The sequence below is a fragment of the Sulfuritalea hydrogenivorans sk43H genome (assembly GCF_000828635.1).
Taxonomy (GTDB): domain Bacteria; phylum Pseudomonadota; class Gammaproteobacteria; order Burkholderiales; family Rhodocyclaceae; genus Sulfuritalea; species Sulfuritalea hydrogenivorans.
In genome coordinates, this window is sequence record NZ_AP012547.1 from 2,966,797 (window position 1) to 2,992,529 (window position 25,733).

22 protein-coding genes are annotated in these 25,733 nt (G+C 64.7%); 18 read left to right on the top strand and 4 right to left on the bottom strand.

Going from position 1 to position 25,733, the window contains the following annotated elements; genetic code table 11:
• The 7 genes from SUTH_RS14260 (at position 1) to rpe (ending at position 8,149) form a co-directional block, all read left to right on the top strand.
• On the top strand, positions 1-1,203 hold the full coding sequence (locus tag SUTH_RS14260; RefSeq protein ID WP_041100179.1) for a type II secretion system F family protein: 1,203 nt from the start codon (positions 1-3) through the stop codon (positions 1,201-1,203).
• On the top strand, positions 1,203-2,762 hold the full coding sequence (locus SUTH_RS14265; RefSeq protein WP_041100181.1) for a hypothetical protein: 1,560 nt from the start codon (positions 1,203-1,205) through the stop codon (positions 2,760-2,762). Before SUTH_RS14260 ends, SUTH_RS14265 begins: the two co-directional genes overlap by 1 nt.
• Before the next feature lie 31 nt (positions 2,763-2,793).
• On the top strand, positions 2,794-3,408 hold the full coding sequence (locus SUTH_RS14270) for a hypothetical protein (RefSeq protein ID WP_052473661.1): 615 nt from the start codon (positions 2,794-2,796) through the stop codon (positions 3,406-3,408).
• Complete coding sequence (locus SUTH_RS14275; protein WP_148312947.1) at positions 3,405-3,857, top strand: hypothetical protein; 453 nt, start codon at positions 3,405-3,407, stop codon at positions 3,855-3,857. Before SUTH_RS14270 ends, SUTH_RS14275 begins: the two co-directional genes overlap by 4 nt.
• A gap of 8 nt (positions 3,858-3,865) precedes the next feature.
• Positions 3,866-6,355, top strand: a complete 2,490-nt coding sequence (locus tag SUTH_RS14280) for a hypothetical protein (RefSeq protein ID WP_148312948.1) — start codon at positions 3,866-3,868, stop codon at positions 6,353-6,355.
• Positions 6,356-6,502: 147 nt separating this feature from the next.
• The gene (locus SUTH_RS14285; RefSeq protein WP_084207422.1) at positions 6,503-7,306 is read left to right on the top strand and encodes a type II secretion system protein; all 804 of its coding nucleotides are present in this window, start codon (positions 6,503-6,505) and stop codon (positions 7,304-7,306) included.
• Positions 7,307-7,459: 153 nt separating this feature from the next.
• Positions 7,460-8,149 (top strand): ribulose-phosphate 3-epimerase, encoded by a 690-nt coding sequence (rpe, locus tag SUTH_RS14290; RefSeq protein WP_041100187.1) that lies wholly within the window; start codon positions 7,460-7,462, stop codon positions 8,147-8,149.
• On the opposite strand, the gene SUTH_RS14295 is transcribed toward rpe, so the two are convergent.
• Positions 8,150-8,626 (bottom strand): MerR family transcriptional regulator, encoded by a 477-nt coding sequence (locus SUTH_RS14295; protein WP_084207423.1) that lies wholly within the window; start codon positions 8,624-8,626, stop codon positions 8,150-8,152.
• 139 nt (positions 8,627-8,765) lie between these two features.
• Between SUTH_RS14295 and SUTH_RS14300 the strand changes: the two genes are divergently transcribed.
• The 11 genes from SUTH_RS14300 (at position 8,766) to trpC (ending at position 20,989) form a co-directional block, all read left to right on the top strand.
• Entirely contained in the window at positions 8,766-9,668 is a 903-nt protein-coding gene (locus SUTH_RS14300) for an SDR family oxidoreductase (RefSeq protein ID WP_052473663.1), read from the top strand.
• Positions 9,668-11,314, top strand: coding sequence for an acyl-CoA carboxylase subunit beta (locus SUTH_RS14305; RefSeq protein ID WP_041100189.1), 1,647 nt, complete (start codon positions 9,668-9,670; stop codon positions 11,312-11,314). The genes SUTH_RS14300 and SUTH_RS14305 overlap by 1 nt, the downstream gene beginning before the upstream one ends.
• A gap of 12 nt (positions 11,315-11,326) precedes the next feature.
• Positions 11,327-12,478: an acyl-CoA dehydrogenase family protein gene (locus SUTH_RS14310; RefSeq protein ID WP_041100191.1), complete on the top strand. Its 1,152-nt coding sequence runs from the start codon at positions 11,327-11,329 to the stop codon at positions 12,476-12,478.
• Between the two features lie 2 nt (positions 12,479-12,480).
• Positions 12,481-13,275, top strand: coding sequence for an enoyl-CoA hydratase/isomerase family protein (locus tag SUTH_RS14315; RefSeq protein ID WP_193789300.1), 795 nt, complete (start codon positions 12,481-12,483; stop codon positions 13,273-13,275).
• Positions 13,272-15,260, top strand: a complete 1,989-nt coding sequence (locus SUTH_RS14320; RefSeq protein ID WP_041100195.1) for an acetyl/propionyl/methylcrotonyl-CoA carboxylase subunit alpha — start codon at positions 13,272-13,274, stop codon at positions 15,258-15,260. The genes SUTH_RS14315 and SUTH_RS14320 overlap by 4 nt, the downstream gene beginning before the upstream one ends.
• The gene (locus SUTH_RS14325) at positions 15,257-16,141 is read left to right on the top strand and encodes a BKACE family enzyme (protein WP_041100197.1); all 885 of its coding nucleotides are present in this window, start codon (positions 15,257-15,259) and stop codon (positions 16,139-16,141) included. Before SUTH_RS14320 ends, SUTH_RS14325 begins: the two co-directional genes overlap by 4 nt.
• A 90-nt stretch (positions 16,142-16,231) precedes the next feature.
• The gene (locus SUTH_RS14330; protein WP_041102383.1) at positions 16,232-16,909 is read left to right on the top strand and encodes a phosphoglycolate phosphatase; all 678 of its coding nucleotides are present in this window, start codon (positions 16,232-16,234) and stop codon (positions 16,907-16,909) included.
• 169 nt (positions 16,910-17,078) lie between these two features.
• The gene (gene trpE / locus SUTH_RS14335; RefSeq protein WP_041100199.1) at positions 17,079-18,566 is read left to right on the top strand and encodes an anthranilate synthase component I; all 1,488 of its coding nucleotides are present in this window, start codon (positions 17,079-17,081) and stop codon (positions 18,564-18,566) included.
• Between the two features lie 9 nt (positions 18,567-18,575).
• Entirely contained in the window at positions 18,576-19,142 is a 567-nt protein-coding gene (locus SUTH_RS14340) for an anthranilate synthase component II (protein ID WP_041100201.1), read from the top strand.
• A 3-nt stretch (positions 19,143-19,145) separates the two neighbouring features.
• On the top strand, positions 19,146-20,183 hold the full coding sequence (gene trpD / locus SUTH_RS14345; protein WP_041100203.1) for an anthranilate phosphoribosyltransferase: 1,038 nt from the start codon (positions 19,146-19,148) through the stop codon (positions 20,181-20,183).
• Positions 20,183-20,989: an indole-3-glycerol phosphate synthase TrpC gene (gene trpC / locus SUTH_RS14350; RefSeq protein ID WP_041100205.1), complete on the top strand. Its 807-nt coding sequence runs from the start codon at positions 20,183-20,185 to the stop codon at positions 20,987-20,989. Before trpD ends, trpC begins: the two co-directional genes overlap by 1 nt.
• Here the strand turns inward: trpC and SUTH_RS14355 are convergent.
• The 3 genes from SUTH_RS14355 to SUTH_RS18625 are packed head-to-tail and all read right to left on the bottom strand — an operon-like array spanning position 20,964 to position 25,618.
• Positions 20,964-22,523, bottom strand: coding sequence for a SpoIIE family protein phosphatase (locus tag SUTH_RS14355; RefSeq protein WP_041100207.1), 1,560 nt, complete (start codon positions 22,521-22,523; stop codon positions 20,964-20,966). The genes trpC and SUTH_RS14355 overlap by 26 nt on opposite strands.
• 39 nt (positions 22,524-22,562) lie before the next feature.
• Positions 22,563-23,474: an ATP-binding response regulator gene (locus tag SUTH_RS14360; protein ID WP_041100209.1), complete on the bottom strand. Its 912-nt coding sequence runs from the start codon at positions 23,472-23,474 to the stop codon at positions 22,563-22,565.
• Between the two features lie 8 nt (positions 23,475-23,482).
• Positions 23,483-25,618 (bottom strand): CHASE domain-containing sensor histidine kinase, encoded by a 2,136-nt coding sequence (locus SUTH_RS18625; RefSeq protein WP_052473665.1) that lies wholly within the window; start codon positions 25,616-25,618, stop codon positions 23,483-23,485.
• Between the last annotated feature and the right edge of the window lie 115 nt (positions 25,619-25,733).

Below are 25,733 nucleotides of genomic sequence, written 5' to 3' on the forward strand. Positions count from 1 at the left end.
ATGGCCCTCTATGCCTACAAGGCGATGAACAGCAGCGGCAGGACCGTGACAGGCCGACTGGAAGCCATCAATCCGATCGACCTCGAAATGCGCCTGAAGCGCATGGAGCTCGACTTCATCACCGGCGACACCATCAAGCAGGGCGGCCTGATGAACCGCGCCACGATCACCCGCCAGGAACTGATCAACTTCTGCTTTCACCTGGAGCAACTCGCGCGCGCGGGCGTGTCGCTGATCGAAAGCCTCACCGACTTGCGCGACAGCCTCGAAAATCCGCGCTTTCGCGAAGTCATCGCCAGCATGGTGGAAAGCATCGAGGGCGGCAAGACGCTCTCGCAGGCGCTGGCCGAGCACCCGCACACTTTCGACGAAGTGATGGTCAGCCTGATCCGTGCCGGCGAAGACACCGGAGCCCTGCCGCAAGTACTCAACAACCTGCTTGAATCGCTCAAGTGGCAGGACGAACTCGCCGCCCACACCAAAAAGCTGATCATGTATCCGGCCTTTCTCGGCACGGTGGTGGTTGCCATCACCTTGTTCATGATGATCTACCTGGTGCCGAAGATGGCCGGCTTCATTCGCAACATGGGACAGGAACTGCCGACACAGACCAAGATCCTGATCGCCACGTCGGAGTTCTTCGTCGGCTACTGGTATGTCGTGCTTGGCCTGCCGGTCATCCTGGCCGCCATCGTCGCCTTTCTGGTCAGCACCAGCAAGGCGGCGCGTTATCGCTTTGACGACGCCAAGCTGCGCCTGCCCTATATCGGCGATATCCTGCGCAAGATCATCCTGTCCCGTTTCGCGTCGGTATTTGCCATGATGTACAGTTCCGGCATCACCATTCTCGACTCGATCAAGGCCACCGAGGACGTGGTCGGCAACCTCGTCATCAAGGAAGGCCTGGAAAAGGTCGGGAGCCTGATCGCCGAAGGCCAGAACGTTACCGCCGCCTTCCAGACCGCCGGAATGTTTCCGCCCCTGGTACTGCGCATGTTGCGCGTGGGCGAAAGTACCGGCGCACTGGATGCCGCACTGGCCAATGTCAGCTACTTCTATAATCGCGACGTGCGCGAATCCATCGAAAAAGTCCAGGCCATGATCGAACCGGTAATGACCGTGACCATCGGCCTGTTGCTGGGCTGGATCATGATGGCCGTGCTCGGTCCGATCTACGACATCATCACCAAGATGAAAACCTGATGGCCGCCAAGCGCATTCTTCTTCTCGACGGGCCCTTCCTCACCGCACACCACTGGAGTGCGGGCCGCATCAAGGTCGAGGGCGAATTCAGCCATGAACCGGCCGGCCTGGAAGCGCTTGCGGCCTATGTAAAGAAACATCAGTCCAGCCTGTTCTACGTGCTGGCGGACACTGCCGAAGAAGGTTTCCAGCTGGAAGACCTTCCCTATGTCCAGGGTGCGGACCGCGCTGCCCTCCTGCAGCGCCGCCTCAGCCAGTACTACTACAACACCCCGCTCTCGGCCGCGATCTCGCTGGGCCGCGCGAAGGACGGCCGGCGCGACGAAAAGCTGCTGTTCGCCGCGCTCACCCGCGTTGAAACCTTCGCACCCTGGCTGGAAACGCTGCGCGAAGCCGAAGCCATACTTGCCGGCGTCTACTCGGTACCGCTGATACTAGCCGGATGCGCCCCCCAACTGCTGGGTGAAAGCGGTCCGGTCCTGTTCGTCAGCCTGACCCGCGGCGGAGTGCGGCAGACCTTCTTCGACCAGGGCAAGCTGCACTTCTCCAGACTGTCGCAGCTTGCCACCCAGAGCCTGGATGAAATCGGACGCACCAGCGCCAACGACGCGGCCAAGATATTCCAGTACCTCGTCGCACAGCGACAGATACCGCGCGGCGTTGCCCTGCGCACCGTGGTCCTGGCCCACCCCGGGCAGATGCCGACATTGCAGGACTACTGCCTCAACACCAACGAGCTTCAGTTCGAATTCATTGACCTTGCGGCCAATGCACGGCAGCAAGGGCTGAAGGACATTCCTGTCGACAGCAACGCCGACAGCCTGCTCATCCATTGCCTGGCAACCAAGACACCAGCGCATCAGTTCGCCCCTGCAACCGAAAGGCGCTTCCACAAGCTCTGGCAGATCCGCTTTGCCCTCACCAGCGCAGCGTGGATCGTACTCGCCGCCTGTCTGCTGTTTGCCGGCAAGACCAGCCTCAATCTCTACGAACTCGGCGACAGCATCCAGGCCACCAAAGCGCTTACCGAGACCGACACTCAGCGCTACAACAGCATTCTCGAGGGCCTGCCCAAGATCAGCATCACCCCTGACAATCTGCGCGCGGTAATGGGTCGCCTGGAGGCCCTGCAGAGGCGCGCGCCTGCGATGGAACCCCTGCTGCTGCACCTCAGCATGGCGCTTAACGATACCCCACGGGTCGAGCTGACCCGCCTGACCTGGAAGATCAGCGACCGTCTCGAAGGCGGCCAGAAACCCGCGGAGCGGGCAAAACCGGGAGCCGGCGCGGCTCCGCCGGGAAACGCCCCCGCGGGAAACTGGGCCGTCGTTGAAATACAGGCGCAACTGCCCCTCGGCCTGGTCACCGATCAACGGGCCCAGATCGAACTGATCGAAAGTTTCGCCACGCGGCTCCGCGACCCCCAGACAGACGTCAAGGTGCTCAGCCGGCCCTTCGACATCGAGTCCGACAAGCCGCTCAAGAGTGCCGCCGGAAGAAGCGACGCGCAGCTTGCGGATGTGCCGAAGTTCTCCTTGCGCCTGGCGCGCCAAATGTGAGGGATGCGGTGAGAAACAGGGTGGGAGACGCATGAAGCTCGACGCAAAGGACTTTAAACGCCTGCAATGGGCCATTGCCTTCCTGGTCATCATGGCCCTGATTGGCGGGGGGGCCTTGTGGACGACCCATCAACTGAAAAAGAACAGCGAAAAGACGTTCAAGGAAGTCACCGCCGCACGCAGGGACATGCAGGCCAAGCTTGCCCGGGCGAGCGAGGAGCAGCAGGAACTGCGCGACAAGATTGCCCGCTTCCAGGAGCTCAAGGCCAGGGGTTATATCGGTGCGGAGCATCGCCTGGACTGGATCGAGGCCATTGCCCGCATCAAGACCGCACGCCGCATCCTCAAACTGGATTACGAGTTCTCACCACAGCGGCAAGTGGATTCCACCCTGCTGCCGGGAGGCGCACTGGCCGGCGGCTTCGAGCTCATGTCGAGCCAGATGCGACTGCAACTCGAATTGCTGCACGAAGCCGAACTTCTGGCGTTTCTTGCCGAGCTGCGCGACACCGTGCAGGCGCTGGTCAAGGTTCGTTCCTGCACCATCGAACGCATTGCAACGGGCAACACCATTCGCAGCGGCAACCTCGCCCAGCTGAAGGCCGACTGCACCCTCGAATGGATTACCCTGAAGGACGACAAATGACACGTCTCGCCAGGATAGCGTCGGCCGGTTTGGCCAATCTGGTCGGCATGGTCCTGCTCGTTCCGGCCCATGCCGCCGATGCCCCGGAACTCGGCCGCCTGTTCTTCACGCCGGAGCGGCGCGCATCGCTGGAACACCAGCGCACCTTCAACGTCCAGGAAACCCAGTCCCTGCAGGGCACCAGCATGAGCCTCGACGGCGTCGTTTATCGGTCCAGCGGCAAGGCGACCGTATGGGTCAACCGCCAGGCGCAAACCGAGAGCGAAGCGTCGCGCACCGGCGTCAATGCGGTGATCTCGCCCAAGTCGCCGGGCAGCGCGACCCTCGCCCCCGGTGAAGAAGCCCCGGCGCAGCTCAAGGTCGGCGAAGCCATGAACCGGGCCACCGGCGAGCGCAACACGCGACTGGGCAGCGGCAGCGTCATAACACCGGCCAAGAACGGTCGCTGAACGAGATCATGAGCGGGTCGCGCCGGAGCCCCTTGCCGCGCCGCGCCGGCGAAAGCGGTTTCGTGCTGATCGCGCTGATTGCGCTGCTCGCAATGGGCGGGCTGTATTTCTTCATCAGCAATCTCTCGCCGGAGCTAATGCGCGCGCGCCACCAGCAGACCACCAACGAGGCTTTGACGCAGGCGCGCGAGGCATTGATCGGCTATGCAGTGAGGTTTCGCGAAGATCAGTTGAAGACCGGCACCGCGGGTCAGGTCTATGGTTATTTGCCGCTACCCGATCTCGGCAGTTCCCGCAATCAGAATGCAACGGATGTTGATTGCTACTTGAAGGAGGGCTGCGAGGCCTACAACTTCGCCGGCAATGGGTCCAATGTCACGGTGATCGGCCGCTTCCCCTGGCGCACCCTGGGTACCGGGCCGCTCAGGGACAGTCACGGCGAATGCCTCTGGTATGCGGTATCCGGCAGCCACCAGCGCATCCAGCAGGCCAGCCCGATGAACTGGGATACCCTGAGCCAGATGGATGTCGTCGTCGCCAACGGCACCGCAGCAATGATCAGCGCCGTCGCTTCGGCCCACGATCGCCCCATTGCCGTCATCTTCTCGCCAGGACCGCCGCTGACGGGCCAGGATCGCAGCGCCTCGACGACCGACAGCGTGACCGAATGCGGAGGCAACTATGTCGTCGGCAACTACCTGGATCCTGTCGTTGCGACAAATCTGGGGGGCATCACCAACTATCTGGCCGGCTCGACCAACAATGCAAGCGGCGACACATCGGCCGCGAACAAGTCCTTGTCGGCGGGCGGCATAATCAACCGCCGCAGCGACGGGGCGCTCTGGGCCGGGAACTGCGCGTCGAACGACCCCTTGCCTTGCACACTGGTCGCCAACGATGCCGGGGCCACAGTCACCAGCGAACTGCTGTTCCGCACCCTGCGCGGATCGAGCTATTTCCGCACCGACATCAACGCCATGCTCGACCGCATGGCCACCTGCCTGCGCGACCAGGTTGCGGCAGGCACCGGTTTCACGCCCGATGCGCTGAGCGGTTTCACTGCCCCTGCCGACAAAACCGTCGGCCGCATCCCGAGCAGCACCTGCTATGACGATGCACAGAATCCGCTTGGTTACTTCAGCCACTACCGCGACCAGGTCTTCGTCGCTTCGAAGATTGCCAGCGATTTCACGGCGACTGTTGATGGAGTTGCCCAGACCTGTCCGGCGGTAGTCATGTTCGCCGGCCAGCGCGGCAGCGGCCAAGCGCGGGGAACAAGCGCCGAGCGCAATGCTCCAGCCAATTATCTCGAAGGCACCAACCTGACCGGCTTCATCACCACAGGCGCACTGAACTTCAGCGGGCCCAGCCTGCTCGCCCAGGTATCGAGCAGCCAGTCCGCAAGTCAGGACATCGTGCGTTGCATTCCAAGCGGAGCCAACCTGACCACGGTCGAGTCGCCGAACCTGAGCGCGGCACAACAACTGGTGGCTTACGACGCGGCAACCGGCACGCTGACGCTGGGCAAGGAAAATGTCACGAACTTCACCGCGGATTCGGCCGCCCTGTTCGGTTGTGCCTGGATCGCAGATGAGAAGACGCTCGGCTCGGGATTGCGCAGCTACTTCCAGTTTTCATTTGCGACACTCGGAACCAGCGTCGGCAATACCGGCTTCGTCTTTGCGTTGATAGATACGGAAAGCAACACCTCCCTGCCCTGTGGCTCTGCCGGAAGCCATCTCGGCTATTCGGGTAACAACAGTTTTACTCCCAAGCTGCGCTCCCCCAAGGTCGGTATCGAGTTCGACCAGTCACGCAATTCCGGCTTCCCAGGCTTTAGTGGCGAGACGTCGACAGCGGTCGGGCGCAATGATCCCTGCTACCTCTCCAGCTGCGGCGCCATCCCGGCGCAAACCGCCAGCTCTCACTCTGCGATTGTCTATTGGGGTCATGAAGCCGCCAATGCCACCGACGTGGTCACGCTCCCCGATGGCGATGACAACGTGCATGGCTTTCCAACTGCCGGCAGCATCGCCACGGTACGCCGCCCGCCACGCAACCCGGACACGCCGCCGGGTATCGAGTTCGTAAATTTGCGTACCGGCGGCCAGTTGTTCCACGTCCGGGTCGAGATAACACCGACGCGTGCCATCGACCCGGCGGCGGAGTTGAGCAAGACCACCCTGCAAACCAAGGTCTGGATTCTTCCCGACAGCGTCACCGTGGCGAACCAGATCACCGCCATGAAGGACACCACGCGCCCCATGAGCCTGCTCTACCCGACATTCACTGAAACGCTCGGTGATACCGCACGTGTGTTCGATGTCGGCGGATCTGCCTGCAGTTCCGGAAGCTGTCCGACCAACCAGACCTGCGGCACGGACAACATTTGCTATCGTCAAGGGCTGCGCAAGACCAGGCTTGGTTTTACAGGCTCGCAGCGCACGCAGGATCAGGAAGTACGAATCAGCAACATGTTCACTACGTGGCTGCCATGATATTCGCCGTCCCGCCACGGCTGACTTTCGAGCACAATGCCGATCTGCAGTTGAAGTGGGTCGTCGGCCCCGATCCCTCCGCGGACGCGCAAGCAATAATCGTGGAAGGCCCCTTGCCAGGCTCCCAGACTTGATTTAGGAGGAAAGTTGAAGCTGATCCATTCCCAACGTGCAGGCTCTCTACACAGAGGGGTCGTCCGACCGAAGCCGGTCTCCTCCCAGCGCGGCTTCACGCTGATCGAGCTCGCCGTCGTGATGTTCATCGTCACGCTTCTGTTGGGCGGCATGTTGCTGCCGTTGTCCGGACAGCAAGATATCCGCAACCATGGCGATACGCAGAAGACCCTCGCGGAAGCACGTGACGCCCTTCTCGGATTTGCCATGGCCAATGATCGCCTGCCCTGTCCGGCCACCGCGGCCAGCAACGGAGTGGAAAGCCCCGTCGGCGGCGGTGTATGCACCAATCCCTACGACGGCTTCTTTCCCGCGGCCACGGTGGGACTGTCACCGGTCGACGCGCAAGGCTATCTTCTCGATGGCTGGGGCGGCGAAACCATTCGACGCGTACGCTATGCGATCAGTACGGCAAACACCAGCGCTTTCACCACCCAGAACGGGATGAAAACCACCGGAATCACGGTATTGGCGCCAGACCTGAAGGTCTGCAGTACGGGCGTCGGCATGGCCACTCCGGGAACCGCGACAGCGGCCTGTGCGGCAAATACCGCGCTTTCCACCGACGCCGTTGCCGTCATCTATTCGATCGGCAAGAACGCAGGCACGGGCGGCGCCGGCACCGAGGAAAACCACAACCCCAATCCACAATCGACCCTCGCCGCCGACCCTGCCTTTGTCAACGCACCGCAAGGCACCGCGTTCGACGACCAGATGCTGTGGCTGTCCAAGAGCACGCTGTTCAACCGCATGGTCGCTGCCGGAAAATTGCCCTGATCCGGCAAAAGTCGGCGCTTGCCGGCCCGCGAAGCGGAATTCCCGGCAGACAAGGTCCGACACGGCGATCTGCTTATACCCGTCATCACATTTCCTGAATCCACCGCGCCGCGCCGCCGGTAGAATCGGCGCATCCACTTTCGGGAGTTCGCCGTGTCCAAGACCTTCAGGATCGCCCCCAGCATTCTTTCCGCCAACTTCGCCCGGCTCGGCGAGGAAGTCGACAACGTACTCGCCGCCGGCGCCGACATCGTGCACTTCGATGTCATGGACAACCACTACGTGCCCAACCTGACCATCGGCCCGCTGGTCTGCGAGGCGCTGAAGAAGCACGGCGTCACGGCGCCGATCGACGTGCACCTGATGGTCAAGCCGGTCGACCGTATCATCCCCGACTTCGCCAAGGCCGGCGCCACCTACATCACCTTCCATCCGGAAGCCTCGGAACACGTCGACCGCACCATCGCCCTGATCCGCGAATGCGGCTGCAAGCCGGGCCTGGTGTTCAACCCGGCCACCCCGCTCGACGTGCTGGAATACACGCTGGACAAGCTCGACATGGTGCTGCTGATGTCGGTCAACCCCGGCTTCGGCGGGCAGAAGTTCATCCCCTACGTGCTCGACAAGGCACGCAAGGTGCGCCAGATGATCGATGCACGCGGCCTGAACGTCAGCCTCGAAATCGACGGTGGCGTCGGCCCGGCGAACATCCTGGAAGTGGCGCAGGCCGGGGTCGATACCTTCGTCGCCGGCTCGGCCGTATTCGGCGCCGCGAAGGACAGCGACCCGCACCGCTACGACACGGTGATCGGCGCGCTGCGCGCCGAACTCGCAAAAGCCTGATCAGGCCTTGCGCGCGCGGCGTTTCGCCGCCAGGGACTTCTTGAGCTGGGTGCGAACCTCACCCAGTTCAGCGAGCATGGCCGCGATGTTGCCGAGCCGCGTCTCGAGCTCTGTCATCGTCGTATCAATGCGGCCGACCAGGTACTCGAGCTGCTTTGCGTGCCCCTCGCCATGGTCGCCATACAGCGACAGGATGTGCTCGATCTCGGCCAGTGACATGCCCACCGCCTTGCCGCGCAGGATCAGGCCCAGCCGCACCCGGTCGCGCCGCGTATAGGCCCGGCCGCCGTTGATGCGGCACGGCGCCAGCAGCCCCTTGTCCTCGTAGAAACGGATCGCGCGCAGCGAGATGCCGAATTCCCGCGCCAGTTCGGTGATGCCATGGAGTTCGCTGTCAGTCGGCGCTGGCTCGCTTTGCGTGCCCGGGATTCCGCTTCGCGGGCGGGCAACGGCGGCGCGTTGTGTCTTCGCTTTCATTGCCCCATCCTAACAAGCCGCGCTCTCGCTTTCAAGATAAATATTCCTTTATAGAGATGATGTTGACGTTAACGTAAGCACTCGGTAGCATGTACCGAAACAAGCCGGCGCATGACTGGCCACGCAAGGAGAACGACGCATGAGCAGCGCCGAAACCAAGGACGGAGAACCCTTTTCCCGCTACGCCAGCGTGCTGCGCCCCCGCCTCTTCGCCGGCGAAGTGCATTGGGTCACCGGCGGCGGCAGCGGCATCGGCCGCTGCGTCGCGCATGAGCTCGCCGCGCTCGGCGCCACGGTGATCCTCACCGGGCGCAGCGCCGACAAGCTGCAACAGGTGGCCGCGGAAATCACCGAGGACGGCGGCCGCGCCGAATTCGCCGCCTTCGACATCCGCGACGAAGACGCGGTCCGGGCATCGGTACAGGAGGCGGTGGGCCGCCATGGCCGCATCCACGGCCTGGTCAACAACGCCGGCGGGCAGTTCCCCTCGCCGCTGATGGCCATTGGCAAGAAGGGCTTCGAGACAGTGCTGGCCAACAACCTGACCGGCGGCTTCCTGATGATGCGCGAGCTCTACCTGCAATCCATGCAGACCCACGGCGGCGCCATCGTGAACATGACCGCCGACATGTGGAACGGCATGCCGGGCATGGGCCACTCGGGCGCCGCGCGCGCCGGCATGGCCAACCTGACCAAGACCGCCGCCGTCGAATGGGCCGCCAGCGGCGTGCGCGTCAATGCCGTGGCGCCCGGCTGGATCGCCTCCGCCGGGCTCGATACCTACAAGGGCCCGGTGCGCGAAATGATTCCGAAGCTGAAGAAGCACGTGCCCTTGCGTCGCCTCGGCACCGAATCCGAAGTCAGCGCCACGATCTGCTTCCTGCTGTCGCCGGGCGCGGCCTTCATCACCGGCGTCACGCTGGCCATCGACGGCGGCGCACCGCTCGACACGCCGCTGTTTCCGATCCCGGACCACAAGCGCTCGGTACCCTTCGATGGCTTCCATCGCGCCGTGATGCCGGACGTGCTGAAGGAACCCTGATGCCGCGGCTGACCTCCCTGCTCGACACGGGTTCGGCAGCCTTCGCCGCCAATGTCGCGCGCATGAGCGAGCGGCTCGCCGAGGTGCGCACACTGGAACAGAAGGTGCGCGAGGAGTCGGCATCGAAGCGCGACAAGTTCGAAAAGCGCGGCCAGTTGCTGCCGCGTGAGCGCGTCGCGCGCCTGCTCGATCGCGGCAGCGACTTCATCGAATTCGCCACGCTGGCCGGCCTCGGCATGCACGACGACGACGGCAGTACGTCGGTGCTCGGCGGCGGTTCCATCATCGGCATCGGCACCGTCAGCGGCAAGCGCTGCGTGGTGATGGCCAGCGACAGCGCGATCAAGGGCGGCACCATCCCGCCGATGGGTTTGAAGAAGAGCCTGCGCGCGCAGGAGATCGCCCGCGACAACCGCCTGCCGCTGCTCTACCTGGTCGAAAGCGGCGGCGCCAACCTGATCTACCAGTCGGAAATCTTCATCGAGGGCGGTCGCAGCTTTGCCAACCAGGCGCGGCTTTCCGCCGCCGGCATTCCGCAGATCGCCGTGGTGCACGGCGCCTCCACCGCCGGCGGCGCCTATCTGCCGGGGCTATCCGACTACGTGATCCTGGTGCGCGGGCGCTCCAGCATCTATCTGGCCGGGCCGCCGCTGGTCAAGGCAGCCATCGGTGAAGACGTGGACGAGGAGTCGTTGGGCGGCGCCGAGACCCACGCCGGCGTCACCGGCCTGGGCGAGTACCTTTGCGAGGACGATGCCCATGCGCTTGCCATGGCACGCGAAGTCATGGATAAACTCAACTGGAACGCCGTTGCCTGCCCGCGAAGCGGAATTCCAGGCACGCAGAGCGCAGCAGCGCCGACTTTTTCATCCCCGCACTTCCCTGCCGGGGAGTTGATGGGACTGGTCCCCGCCGACGAGCGCGAGCCCTACGACGTGCGCGAAGTCATCGCGCGCCTGGTCGACGCCTCCGACTTTCTCGAATTCAAGGCCACCTACGGCAGCGACACGATCTGCGGCCACGCCCGCCTGCACGGCCACACGGTCGGCATCCTCGGCAACAACGGCCCGATCCAGCCCAACGGCTCGACCAAGGCCGCGCAATTCATCCAGCTTTGTGACCAGAGCAATACGCCATTGATCTTCCTGCAGAACACCACCGGCTACATGGTCGGCTCCGTAGCCGAGCGGGCCGGGGCGATCAAGCATGGCTCGAAGATGATCCAGGCCGTGGCCAACGCCCGCGTGCCCAAGCTCACCGTCGTGCTCGGCGGCTCTTACGGCGCCGGCAACTACGGCATGTGCGGCCGCGGCTTCGATCCGCGTTTCATTTTCTCGTGGCCCTCGGCGCGCACCGCCGTCATGGGCGCGGCGCAGGCGGCAAAGGTGATGGAAATCGTCGGCCGCGCCAAGCTCGAACGCGCCGGACAACCCGCCAACGAAGCGGCGCTGGCCGCCATGAGCGAAGGCCTGCGGCTGCGGCTGGAGAAGGAATCCTCGGTGCTGTTCGGTACCGCGCGCATGTGGGACGACGGCATCATCGATCCGCGCGATACCCGCCGCGTACTCGGCTTCTGCCTCGACGTCATCGCCGAGGGCGCCGCACGCCAATTGAACCCCAACAGCTTCGGCGTCGCCCGATTCTAGAAAGGAAGCTTCATGCAATTCACCGCCGAACATCGCCAGCTTGCCGACACCGTCAGCCGCTTCGTGCGCGAGGAGATAAATCCGCATGTCACCGCATGGGAAGAAGCGGAGCAGTTTCCTTCCCATGAAGTGTTCAAGAAGCTCGGAAACCTCGGCCTGCTGGGGCTCAAGTACCCGGCCGAATACGGCGGCCAGGAACTCGACTTCTCCTACTCGATGGTCATGGCCGAGGCGCTCGGCGATTGCGCCTGCGGCGGCGTGCCGATGGCCATCGGCGTGCAGACCGACATGTGCACGCCGGCGCTGGCCCGTTTCGGTTCCGAAGCGCTGAAGCGCGAATTCCTCGCCCCGGCGATCGCCGGCGACATGGTCGGCTGTCTCGGCGTCAGCGAGCCCGGCGGCGGCTCGGACGTCGCCGCGGTGAAGACCACAGCGAGGAAGGACGGCGGCGACTACGTGATCAACGGCAGCAAGATGTGGATCACCAACGGCATGAAGGCCGACTGGTGCTGCCTGCTGGCCAACACCTCGGAAGGCGCGCCGCATAAGAACAAGTCGCTGATCATGGTGCCGATGAACGCGCCGGGCATCAACCGGCAGAAGATCATCAAGATCGGCATGGACGCCTCGGATACCGCGCAGTTGTTCTTCGACGACGTGCGCGTGCCGCAGGCGAATGTCATCGGCCAGGAAGGCATGGGCTTCACCTACCAGATGCTGCAGTTCCAGGAGGAACGTCTGTGGGGCGCCGCGAGCAGCTTGCGCATGATGGACAACATGATCGACCAGACCATTGCCTACACGCGCGAACGCCAGGCCTTCGGCAAATCCATCCTTGACAACCAGGTGGTGCACTTCCGCCTCGCCGAATTGCGCACCGAAGTCGAGGCCTTGCGCGCGCTGACCTACCGCGCCGTCGAGGACTATGTGGCGGGCAAGGACGTGACCAAGCTGGCGTCCATGGCCAAGCTCAAGACCGGCCGGCTGGACCGCGAGGTGGCGGATTCCTGCCTGCAATACTGGGGCGGCATGGGCTACACCTGGGACAACCCGGTCTCGCGCGCCTGGCGCGATGGCCGCCTGGTGTCGATCGGCGGCGGCGCCGACGAAGTCATGCTCGGCATCATCGCCAAGCTCGAAGGTACCCTGCCCAGGGGAGGATGAACATGGCCGTCGCATACCGCGCCCTCAGCATCCGCCAAGACGGTGGCGTGCTACACCTGACGCTTAACCGGCCCGAGGTACGCAACGCGATGTCGCTGGCCATGGTCGACGAGCTGCTCGCGGCACTGAATGCCGCCGAAGCCGACGGCGTCACCCGCGTCATCGTGCTGCGCGGCGCCGGCGGACATTTCTGCGCGGGCGCCGACCTCAAGGACATGGCGGCGGCGCGCGCCAGCGAGGACAGCGATCCGGTGGCCCACACCAACACGCGTTTCGGCTGGCTCTGCGCCGAATTCGCCCGCACGCCGCTGGCCGTGGTGGCGGTGGTCGAAGGCACGGTGATGGGTGGCGGCTTCGGCCTGGCTTGTGCCGCCGATGTCACGCTGGCCCATGCCTCGGCCAGCTTCCGCCTGCCGGAAACCTCGCTCGGGCTGGTGCCGGCGCAAATCGCGCCCTACCTGGTCGAGCGCCTCGGCTTTGCCGAAGCCAAACGCTTGGCGGTCACCGGCGGCAAACTCGATGCGCGAACCGCCCTCACCCTGCGCCTGGTGCATGCCGTGGCCGACGACGAAGCAGCGCTGAGCGGAGCACTGGCGAATGTGCTGAATGACATTCTCGCCTGCGCACCCGGCGCAGTCGCGGCGACCAAGCGCCTGATCGCCAAGGCCCGGCTGGCCGCGCCGGAATCGCTGATCGACGAAGCCGCCGCCGCCTTCTCGCTGGCTGCACAGGGGAGCGAAGGCATCGAGGGCACCACGGCATTCCTGCAGAAGCGCAAACCCTCCTGGGCGCCATGATGAGCTTCAGCAAGATCCTGGTCGCCAATCGCGGCGAGATCGCCTGTCGCATCATGCGCACTGCGCGCACGCTGGGCTACCGCACAGTGGCAGTGTATTCGGACGCCGATGCTAACGCGCCGCACGTAGCACTTGCCGACGAAGCCGTGCGCATCGGCCCGGCGCCCGCGGTCGACTCCTATCGCAACAGCGTCGCGCTGCTGGCCGCCGCCAGGGCAAGCGGGGCGCAGGCGCTGCATCCGGGTTACGGCTTCCTCAGCGAGAACGCCGACTTCGCCCGCGCCTGCGTCGAGGCCGGGCTGGTGTTCATCGGTCCGCCCGCCGACGCGATCAGCGCCATGGGCGACAAGGCCGGCGCCAAGCGACGCATGATCGCCGCCGGCGTGCCGACGGCGCCCGGCTACCTCGACGAAGACCAGAGCGACGAGCGGCTCATCGCGGAGGCGGAAAAACTCGGCTTCCCGCTGCTGGTGAAAGCCGTCGCCGGTGGCGGCGGCCGCGGCATGCGCCTGGCACAGAACGCGTCGGATTTTCCAGAGGCACTCGCCGGCGCCCGGCGCGAGGCGCTGGCCGCCTTCGGCGATGCGACGCTGATGCTCGAACGCCTGATTCCGCAAGGCCGCCATATTGAAATCCAGATCTTCGCCGACGCCCACGGCAATGCCGTGCATCTGGGCGAGCGCGACTGCACCACGCAGCGGCGGCGACAGAAGGTGATCGAGGAAGCGCCCTCGCCCATCGTCACTCCCGCCATGCGCGAAACCATGGGCCGTGATGCCGTGGCCGCCGCGCTGGCGGTCGGCTACCGCGGCGCCGGCACCGTCGAATTCATCGTCGACCAGGAGCTGCGCCACTACTTCCTCGAAATGAACACGCGGCTGCAGGTGGAACACCCGGTCACCGAGATGATCACCGGCCAGGATCTGGTCGAGTGGCAATTGCGCGTCGCCGCCGGTGAAGCCCTGCCGCTGCGCCAGGACGAGATTCGTTTCAGCGGGCATGCCATCGAGGCGCGGCTGTATGCCGAAGATCCCTATGCCGGCTTCGCCCCGCAGACCGGCCCGGTGCTGCATTTCCGGCCCGAAGCCGCGTTGCGCTCCGGCGTGCGGATCGATTCAGGCATCGCCGAAGGTGGCGCGGTAACGCCTTTCTACGACCCGATGGTGGCGAAAGTGATCGCTCACGGCCGCGACCGCAAGGACGCCATCCGACGCCTCATGGCGGCACTCGAAGACGCGCCGCTGCTGGGCCTGCCGACCAACGGCCGCCTGCTGCGCGACCTGGTCGACCACGGCAGTTTTCGCCGGGCCGACATGCACACGTCGTTGCTCGACGAATGGGCCGCCAACGGCGAAGCAATACTCCAGCGGCCGACGCCAACGGAAGATGACTGGCAACTGGCTGCCGCAATGTTTGCCGGCGAACCCGGCTGGCGCGCGACCAGTGCCGCCGGCTTCGACCTGATACTGGCGTGCGACGGCGAGACCCGGAAGCTGCGAATTGGCCTGGAGGGCGACAGCGTAAGAGTCGGCGCTGCTCCGCTCTGCGTACCTGGGACTCCGCTTCGCGGGCAGGTAACGGCGACCGACCTCCGCATCGAGTCCGAAGACCACGGCCGGCTGCGTTACACGATTGGCGGCGTCACGCGCCACGCCATCATTCACCGCGACGGCGACACGCTGCACCTCGCGCGCGCTGCGGCTATCTTCGTTTTCACCGAAGCATCCCCCTTCCCCGTCGTCGAAATCCTCCTCGATCCGCGCAACGCCCGCGCCGCCGTCGCCGGCACCGTGGCCCGGCTCGAAGTCGGCGCTGGCGACACGGTGATCGCCGGCCAGACCCTGGCCGTGATCGAAGCCATGAAAATGGAAATGCGCGTCACCGCCAACGCCGCCGGCACCGTCGCCGCCATTCGCGTGCTGGCCGGCCAGCAGGTGGCGGCCGGTGCCATACTTGTCGAACTGAGCATCGAGGAAGCCCCATGACCACCCATGACAAAGCCATCCTGACCTGCGCGCTGACCGGCGTGCTGACCGATCCGAAGCAGCATCCGGTGCCGGTCACGCCGAGCCAAATGGCAGCGGCCGCGCGCGAAGCCTTCGATGCCGGCGCCTCGATCATGCACGTGCATCTGCGCCGCCAGGAGCCCGGCATGGGCCATCTGCCCTCGTGGGACCCGGCAGTCGCCGCTGAGATCGTCGACGCGATCCGCGCCGCTTGCCCCGGCGTCATCATCAACCTCACCACCGGCGTCATCGGCGCCGACATTTCCGGACCTGCCGCCTGCATCCGCCGCGTCAAACCCGAAATCGCCGCCTGCAACGCCGGCACGCTGAACTACCTGAAGCTGAAGGACGACGGCCGCTGGGCCTGGCCGCCGATGGTCTTCGACAATCCCGTGGAGAAGGTGCAGGCCTTCCTCGACGTGATGGCCGAGACCGGCACCCGCCCCGAGTTCGAATGCTTCGACGTCGGCATCGTGCGTTCGGTCGGCATGTACCGGAAAGCCGCAATGTCACCACAACTCGCGAACCATGCCGAATACAACTTCGTCATGGGCGTCGCCTCGGGCATGCCGGTCGACGCCGACCTGCTGCAACTGCTGCTGCGCTGGATCCAGCCCGGCTCGTCGTGGCAGGCGACGCTGATCGGCCGCGCCGAAATCTGGCCGCTGCACCAGCGCGTCGCCGAACTCGGCGGCATGTTGCGCACCGGGCTGGAGGACAGCTTCTACCTGCCCGACGGCAGCCGCGCCGCCGGCAACGGCGCCATGATCGAAGCCCTCGCCGCATGCGCGCGCCGGGCCGGGCGCGAAGTGGCGAGTCCCGCCGAGGCGCGTGTCGCGCTGGGTCTGCCGGCCGCATAAAACCCCTCGACGAATACCGATAAATCTCCGCTATCCGGGTATCCACGGCCTTTGGCGCACGGGCCGGATGCGCATGCTATCGTCGCGCCGATGAAACCGATCCGCTCCGTCACCATCGACCTCGATGGCACCCTGCTCGACACCGTTCCCGACCTCGCCGCGGCGGCCAACGCCATGCTGCGCGAAATGGGCCGCCCGGAATTTTCCATCGAGACCATTGCCGCCTTCATCGGCCGCGGCATTCCCAAACTGGTGGCACGTTGCCTGCCCGACCTCGACGAGGCCGCGGTGGATCAGGCGCAGGTAATTTTCCGGCGTCATTACGCGATTGAAAACGGCCGTCGCTCGGCGCTGTTTCCCGGCGTGCTGGAAGGCTTGCAGGCCTTGCGCGCAGCCGGGCTGCCGCTAGCCGTGATCACCAACAAGGCCGCCGCCTTCACCGAGCCATTGCTGGTCGCGACGCAACTCGCGCCGTGGTTCCGGTTCGCCGTTTCGGGCGACACGCTGGCGCACAAGAAGCCGCACCCGGCGCAGTTGCTGCATGCCTGCGAGCGCATGGGCACCCTGCCTGCCGAGAACCTGCACATCGGCGATTCGCACCACGATGCCGTCGCGGCGCGCGCCGCCGGCTGCCCGGTGTTCATCGTGCCCTACGGCTACAACGAAGGCGAGGACGTGCAAGGAATCGACTGCGATGCTATAGTCGCGTCGCTGGCAGAGGCTGCTCGCCGTATCGCCAGCGCCGACTTTCACGACAAAATTGCCTGACCATGCTCCACCGCAACCTGCAAATGACAAGGAAACACGCCCTCGGGGCGGAGGCCTGGCCCTGGCGGGCCTGACTCTGCTGCGCCATTGAGCGCCTGATTTCCATCGCGCCGGAGCTGACCAGCCCGCGCACCTGTCCTTGCAGTACCCGTATTTGTGGAGTTTCCCCATGACCGAATCCGATTTCAACCGGCTCGCCGCCGAGGGCTATAACCGCATCCCGGTGACGCTCGAAACCTTCGCCGACCTCGACACGCCGCTGTCGATCTACCTCAAGCTGGCCAACGATCCCTACTCCTACCTGCTCGAATCGGTGCAGGGCGGCGAGCGCTTCGGCCGCTATTCCTTCATCGGGCTGGCCGCCAGCACCCGCATCGCCGTGGTCGACGGCGCGATCATGGTGCTCAGCGGCAACCGCGTCGCCGAGCGGCGCGACCATACCAACCCGATGAGTTTCATCTCCGAGTTCATGGCCCGCTTCAAGGTGCCCGACCTGCCTGGCCTGCCGCGCTTCTGCGGCGGCCTGGTGGGCGCCTTCGGCTACGACACGGTGCGCTACATCGAGACCAAACTGGCGCGCGACAAGAGCCCCGATCCGCTCGGCGTACCGGACATCCTGCTGCTGCTCTCCGAAGAAATCGCCATTGTCGACAACCTCTCCGGCAAGCTGACCCTGGTGGTGTATGCCGAACCTGGCTTCCCCGGCGCCTGGAAGCAGACCCAGGCAAGGCTGAAGGAACTGCTGGCGAAACTGCGCGCGCCGGTGGCAATTCCGCCCGAGGTGCAGGCCAGTTCGGCGCCGGCCGTTTCGGAATTCGGCGAAGAGGCTTTCAAGGCCGCGGTGCGCCGCGCCAAGCAATACATCGTCGATGGCGACGTCATGCAGGTGGTGCTGTCGCAGCGCATGAGCAAGCCCTTCGCGGCGAGCCCGCTGGCGCTTTACCGCGCGCTGCGCACGCTGAACCCCTCGCCCTACATGTTCTATTTCAACTTCGAGGATTTCCACGTCGTCGGCGCCTCGCCGGAAATCCTGGTGCGGCTCGAACACCAGAATGGCGAAAAGCGCGTCACCGTGCGGCCCATTGCCGGCACGCGCAAGCGCGGCGCCACCCTGGCCGAGGACGAAGCGCTGGCCGCCGACCTGCTGGCCGACCCGAAGGAACGCGCCGAGCACCTGATGCTGCTCGACCTCGGCCGCAACGACATCGGCCGCGTGGCCAAGACCGGCACGGTCAAGGTGACCGACCAGTTCATCATCGAGCGCTATTCGCATGTGATGCACATCGTCTCCAACGTCGAGGCGGAGCTGAAGGACGACGAAGGCGCGCTCGGCGTGCTCAAGGCCACCTTCCCCGCCGGCACCGTATCCGGCGCGCCCAAGGTGCGCGCCATGGAGATCATCGACGAACTGGAACCCTCGAAACGCGGCATCTATGCCGGCAGCGTTGGTTATCTGGGCTTCAACGGCGACATGGACCTGTGCATTGCGATCCGCACCGCCGTCGTCAAGGACGGGCAGATCCATGTCCAGGCCGGCGCCGGCATCGTCGCCGATTCGGACCCCGATTCGGAATGGCAGGAAACGCTGAACAAGGCGCGGGCGCAACTGCGCGCCGCCGAGATGGCCGAAGCCGGCCTCGACACGCGTTTTGAATAGGAGGCTGCCATGCTGCTGATGATCGACAACTACGACAGCTTCACCTACAACCTGGTGCAGTACTTCGGCGAACTGGGCGAGGACGTCAAGGTGTTCCGCAACGATGCGATCACGCTCAAGGAAATCGCCGCGATGAAGCCGGCGCGCATCGTCGTCTCGCCCGGCCCCTGCTCGCCTGCGGAGGCCGGCATTTCGGTGGCGGCGATCAAGGAGTTCGCCGGGAAAATCCCGCTGCTCGGCGTCTGCCTCGGCCACCAGAGCATCGGCGCGGCCTTCGGCGGCGAGATCGTGCATGCCAAACAACTCATGCACGGCAAGACCTCACCAGTCACTCACTCCGGCAAGGGCGTCTTCGCCGGCCTGCCGAATCCGCTCACCGTGGTGCGCTATCACTCGCTGGCGATCCGCCGCGAGACGCTGCCGGCCTGCCTTGAAATCACCGCATGGACGGAGGATGGCGAGATCATGGGCGTGCGCCACAAGGAATTTGACGTCGAAGGCGTGCAGTTCCACCCCGAGTCGATCCAGACCGAGAGCGGTCACGATTTGTTGAAGAACTTCTTGCAAGGAGCCTGAGCCATGATCACCCCCCAGGAAGCGCTCCAGCGCACCATCGAGCACCGCGAAATCTTCCACGACGAGATGCTGCACCTGATGCGGCAGATCATGAAGGGCGAGATCACGCCGCTGATGGTGGCCGCCATCCTCACCGGCCTGCGCGTGAAGAAGGAGACCATCGGCGAAATCTCCGCCGCGGCGATGGTCATGCGCGAGTTGTCGACCAAGGTCGACAGGCCGCACGATGAACAGAAGCGCGCACAGTTCGTGGACATCGTCGGCACCGGCGGCGACGGCGCGCATACTTTCAACATCTCCACCGCGTCGATGTTCGTCGCGGCGGCGGCGGGCGCGACCGTCGCCAAGCACGGCAACCGCAGCGTGTCGTCGAAGTCCGGCTCGGCCGACGTGCTGGAGGCGCTCGGGGCGAAGATCGATCTGGCGCCGCAACAGGTCGGCGAATGCATCGAGACCATCGGCTGCGGTTTCATGTTCGCGCCCAACCATCATCCGGCGATGAAGAATGTCGCTCCGGTACGGCGCGAAATGGCGGTACGCACCATTTTCAACATCCTCGGACCGCTGACCAATCCGGCCGGCGCGCCCAACACCCTGATGGGCGTGTTCCATCCCGACCTGGTCGGCATCCAGGTGCGCGTGATGCAGCAGCTCGGCGCCAATCACGTGCTGGTGGTCTGGGGCAAGGACGGCATGGACGAGATCTCGCTCGGCGCCGCCACGCTGGTGGGCGAGTTGAAGGACGGCAAAATCACCGAGTACGAAATCCATCCCGAGGACTTCGGCCTGGCCATGGTGTCCAACCGCAGCTTGCGCGTCGCCGACGCCACCGAATCGAAAGCCATGCTGATCGAAGCGCTGGAGAACACACCCGGCACGCCGCGCGAGATCGTCACGCTGAACGCCGGCGCGGCGTTGTACACCGCCAACCGGGCCGACTCGATCGGCGCCGGCATCGCCAAGGCACGTGAGGCCATCGCCAGCGGCGCGGCGCGCAAGAAGCTCGACGAATTCGTCGCCTTCACCCGCAAGTTCGCCTGATGTCCGACATTCTGAACAGGATCCTCGCCGTCAAGCGCGAGGAAGTCGCGGCGGCTTCCGCCGCGAAGCCGCTGGCCGGCATTCGTGCCGTTGCGGAAGCACTGGCGCCGACGCGAGATTTCGTCGGCGCCATGAAAGCAAGAGTCGGCGCTGGTGAGACGGCGATCATCGCCGAGATCAAGAAAGCCAGCCCGTCAAAAGGCGTGATCCGGCCTGATTTTCACCCGACGGAAATCGCGGCGGATTATGAGAAGCACGGCGCAACCTGCCTGTCGGTATTGACCGACCGACAGTTCTTTCAGGGCTCGGAAGCCTACCTGCGCGAAGCGCGCGCCGCCTGTTCGCTGCCGGTGCTGCGCAAGGATTTCCTGGTCGACAACTACCAGGTGTACGAAGCCCGCGCCATGGGCGCCGATGCCATCCTGCTGATCGTCGCCGCCTTGTCGCTGGCGCAGATGCAGGAGATGGAAGCGATCGCGCACAGCCTCGGCATGGCCGTGCTGGTCGAATCCCACGATGCCGCCGAACTGGATGTCGCCCTGCAATTGAAGACACCGCTGATCGGCATCAACAACCGCAATCTGCGCAGCTTCGAAGTGAGCCTCGACACGACCCTGTCGCAACTCGATCGCATTCCCGCCGATCGTATCGTGGTGACCGAGTCGGGCATCGTGACGCCGGACGACGTGGCGCTGTTGCGCGGTCGCGGCGTGAATGCCTTCCTCGTCGGCGAGGCCTTCATGCGCGCGCCCTCGCCGGGAGCCGAGCTGGCGCGGCTGTTCAGCCCAGAGGCCCGACCAGCATAAGCGAGACGTCGTCGTGGGGCGGGGTCTGGTCCATGTGGTGAGCCAGCGCGAGCTTGACCGACTCCAAGCGTTCGACGGCGGCGGTCGAGGCCAGCGCGGTCAATAGCCGATCGTAACCAAAGGACTCGCCTGCGGCATTTTCTGCCTCGACCAGACCGTCTGAAAACAGCACGAACTGATCGCCAGGCTCCAGCTCCAGCTTCTCGCAGGCAACCTCGCCCGCTTCAATGGTGTCGATGCCGAGCGGCAGGTTCGCCGAAGCCACTCTGCGTCGCGGCCTGCCGCCGCGGTCCAGCACCAGCAGGTCGGGGGTGCCGCCCACCCATACATCCGCCTGCTTGCCATTGGCGGCAACGCACAGCATGGTTGCCGCGACGAAGTGGCCCACCGGCAGCGTCGCTTTCAACTGACGGTTGATCTCGTGAATGATCCAGGACAGCACCACGCCGGTCTCGCCCATGCTGTAGAACACCGACAACACCGGCAGGGTGCAAATGGCCGCACCGAGGCCGTGTCCCGTCGCGTCCGCCAGCAGCACGTAAAGGTCACCCTCGGGGCCGCGCGTCGCCGCAACGATGTCGCCGCTGAAGTTCTCCGCCGAACTGAGCCAATAGCCGACACCGGGATCATTCAGGCCGTCCCGCTGCATCTGGCTGGCGACTATTCTTTGCGCCAGCGCGGTCGCCGCTTCCTGATTGTCGTGATAGCGCTGCAAACGTTCCGCGTTCTCGCGCAGCTGGGTATCCGCCGCCACCCGCTCGCTGGCGTCATGCAGCACGCCGACAAACTGGCGGTTGCCGGCAACGCGCATTTCGCTGACGCCCAGGTCGAGTGGAAAAACCTCGCCATTCTTGCGCTGGCCGAAAAGTGCGCGCTGACCAACGCCGAGAATGCGCGGTTGCCCACCCTTGACGTAGTGCGCAAGGTAGCCATCGTGTTCGCTGCGGTAGGGCTCGGGCATCAGGATGCTGACATTCTTCCCGATCATTTCACCCTGTTCGTAGCCGAATATGTTTTCCACCGCCGGATTGCACGACTGCATCAACCCCGCGTCGTTGATGGTGATGACGCCATCCAGCAGATTGTCCGAAATCGCCGCTGCGCGATCACGCTCGTCGTCCAGGCTGCGCTGCATGTGCAGTGCCCGGGCGAGCGAACGCAGCTTGGCGTCAAGCACGACAAAATTGACCGGCTTGGGCAGATAGTCGTCGCCGCCCGCATTCAGGCCGGCAACCAGGCTGTCGTCATTGTCCAGCGCCGAAAGAAACAGCACCGGTATCCAGCGCTCGCCGGCCAGGGCCTTGATGCGACGCGTCGCCTCGAAGCCATCCATCACCGGCATCATGACGTCCATGATGACGATGTCGGGCGCTTCGCTTTCGTAGGCGGCAACGCCCTTGGCGCCGTCCTCGGCCAGCACCACGTCGAGGCCGAGCTTGCGCAGAAACACCTCCAATATGTGGCGATTGGTCGCGGTGTCATCGACCACCAGAACCTTGAGCGGCTTCTGTCCGGCGGGAATTTCAGTTGTCATGCACGATCTCCGTTCAGCACGGCTGCAGGCTGTTCATGGTCATTCGCGACATTCCTGCCGCACGCACGGGATGGTTGCGACGACGCTGTTGCCATTCCCGAAATATTCGATGCTGGAGAAGCTGGTTTGCCTGGCCAGGGCGATACCGCGGCCGTTCGGGTCGAAAGCCCGATCGGGATCGAAATCGAGATAGCGCCGCCAGTCGAATCCGGCGCCCTGATCGGAAATGGTGAAGGTCAGGCGATCGCCGAGGCGGCGAAACACCACGCGCGCGCGCCGCGCCCCCAGGACCGCATCGTCCGAACGCAGCGCTACCTCGTTCTCCCAGGTGTCGTTGCGCCGCATCTCCGATTTCTCGGCATAGCCGATGCCGAGATTGCCGTGCTCGACCGCGTTGACCAGCAACTCGGACAGCCCGATTGCGGCACGAGTCGGATCGGGGCACAGGCCCGCCAGGGAGAGCGCCAGATCGGCCGCCTGCTGCAGGGTGTGAAATTCGAATTCCGCGACGTCGAGCAGCTCAAGCACCGCGAGCCGGTTGCGCACGGCATGCCGCGCCGCTTCGCGCTCTTCGACTTCCGCCAGCGCCGCGTGGACAATCGCCAGCAGGTCGCGTGGCGCATAGGGCTTGGGCAGGTAGTACCAGGCGCCGGCGGCAACGCCCTCAGCGATCTGCCGCGACGACGACGCCGCCGACTGCATGATCACCGGGATGCCGGAAAAGCGCTGGTCCGCCTTGATCCGCTTGAGCAGCTCGATACCGTCCAGCACCGGCATCATGCGATCCAGCACCACCAGATGCGGCGGCGGATCGGCTGCAAGCATGGCCTGCCAGGCAATCTCTCCGTTCGCCGCGTTGGTGACCGCATAGGCGGGATCATCGAGCACGTCGCCGATGATTTCGAGATTCAGTGGTTCGTCATCGACGACCAGGATGCGCCATTGGGCCATGGACGATCTTAGCGCGGAACCACGATTTCGAACACCGCACCGCCCCCGGGACCGTGGTGGGCAGTAATGCTGCCACGATGCGCGGCGATGATTTCGCGGCAAATGGTGAGGCCCAGTCCGGTGCCGCCCGCCCCGCTGCGTGTCTTGCTGCTCTGGACAAAGCTGTCGAACACCGCCTCCAGTTCGCCCTCGGGAATCCCGATGCCCTCATCGATCACCGAGATTCGCCATGCCGCGACGGGGGCGGCCAGATCGTCGGTACGACGGCCCAGGGTCATCTCCGATTCCTCGATCAGGACGCGAATCTCTCCCCCGTCCGGGCTGAACTTTGTCGCATTCGAGAATACATTGCGCAATACCTGGCTGAAACGCAGGGCGTCAAACCTGGCCGGCGCATGAATATCGGCGGCTGGCAAATTCCAGCGCAGCTTTCTCTCATGGGCCATGGCCTCGAATTCGGCGGCCACTTCGCGCAGGATGGGCACCAGATCGCCAGGCTGCGGATCGATCAGCATCTTGCCTGCCTCGAGCTTGGACAGGTCGAGCAGATCGCTTACCAGTTCCAGCAGGCGCTCGCCTGCTTCGACAATGCGGGAGAAGTAGCGTTGCGTCTTTTCATCGGTCTGTGCGGGGGTACGCTCCTGCCCCAGGCGGGCAAATGAAAGAATGGCATGCAAGGGCGTCCGCAGTTCGTGGGACATGTTTGCCAGGAACTCCGACTTGACCCGGTAGGCCTTCTCGGCAGCATTCTTTGCCGCCAGCAGGTCTGCCGTGCGCTCTGCCACCAGATCCGCCAGGTGATCCCGATGCCGGCTCAGTTCCTCCTCGATGGTCTTGCGCGCGGTAATGTCCTTGCCGACGCCTCGATAGCCGGCAAACCGGCCCGCCGCGTCAATGATCGGCTCGCCGCTGATTGAAACCCAGCGCGGCTCGGCCCCTGGCGGCAGCACGCGATACTGGAGGTCGAAGAATGGCTTGTGCGCGGCCAGCACGGCGCGGTGCTCCGCCCATTGCTGCTCGGTCAATTCTATCGGCAGCTCCCATCGGTGCTTGCCGACGATGTCTCCCAGGATGGTGTTGCCCGGCTCGCCGCCCGTCACCGGGCGAAAGCGCAAGTCGGCCCCCTGCTCCCAGTACCAGTCCGAAGACAGTGCCGCGAGGCGGCGAAAGCGTTCCTCGCTCGTACGCAAGCTCGCGGTTGCATCCCGGGCAAGTTTTTCGGCCCGCTGCCGCAAGGTGCCGAGGTGATACACGATCCCGGTCAGCAACAAACCGCCCAATGCGCCCACCAAACCGACCAGCAAGGAATGTCGATGCGGGATGGCGGCCATCAATTCGGGCGTGGCGGCGAAATCGAGCTGCCAGTTGCGGCCGCCCAGCGTCGCCTTGTGCCGCACGACGAAACTTGAGCCGGAATGATCGAGACCGGGGCGCGAATCGAAAATCACCTTTTCCTGTTCCAGATCGGTCACCCGCAGGGCGATGCCGCGGGTGCCATCCTGCTCGACCAAAGGCTGCAGCAGGCGCTCGGCACTGAGCACGATCAGCACCACGCCGGCAAATGCCTCGCGCCGCTGATTGATGCTGTCGGGACGGCCATGCCGATAAAAGGGCGCGAACAGAAACAGGCCCGCGCGGTCTGCGTAAGCATCGCGCCCCGGACTCAGCGCGCCCGAAAAGCTTGGCTCGCCACGATCGCGGGCAAGCATGATCGCCGAGGCAAGCACGGGTTCCGAACCAAGGTCAAATCCCACTTCCCGCTCGTTGGCCTCCGAAGCGGGCACCAGATAGGTCACCGGAAACGCGTCATCGCCCAGCGGCTGCGCCCCCGGCCGGCGAGTCCAGATGTAAAAATCCGGGCTGCCCTCCTTCCTCGCGCGGGCGACAAAACCGGGCTCCGCGGCGGGTGCGACCCGAAAGGCCACGCCCAGACCCTGGAACCCCGAACCATGACCCGTCGTCTGCAAGCCGGCAAGGTAGGACGCCCACTCTTCACGGCGGAGGAATCGGCCGGAATTCAGCAATCCCGCGCCCGTGCTCGCCAGTTGCGTCAGATTGGCCAGACGCAATTCAACGTCCCGGGCAAGGCGCCGCGAGTTCTGGCTGAAACCGGCAAACGCCTCATCCGCCTCGGCTGCCCGCATTCGGGAAATTGCGAATGCAGTGACGAGTACACAGACAAGGAACACCAGCGCCGGAAAGATCCGGGCACTCAGGATGAAGCGGGGGTCCGCAGGTTGAAGAGTCGGCGCTGGCAAC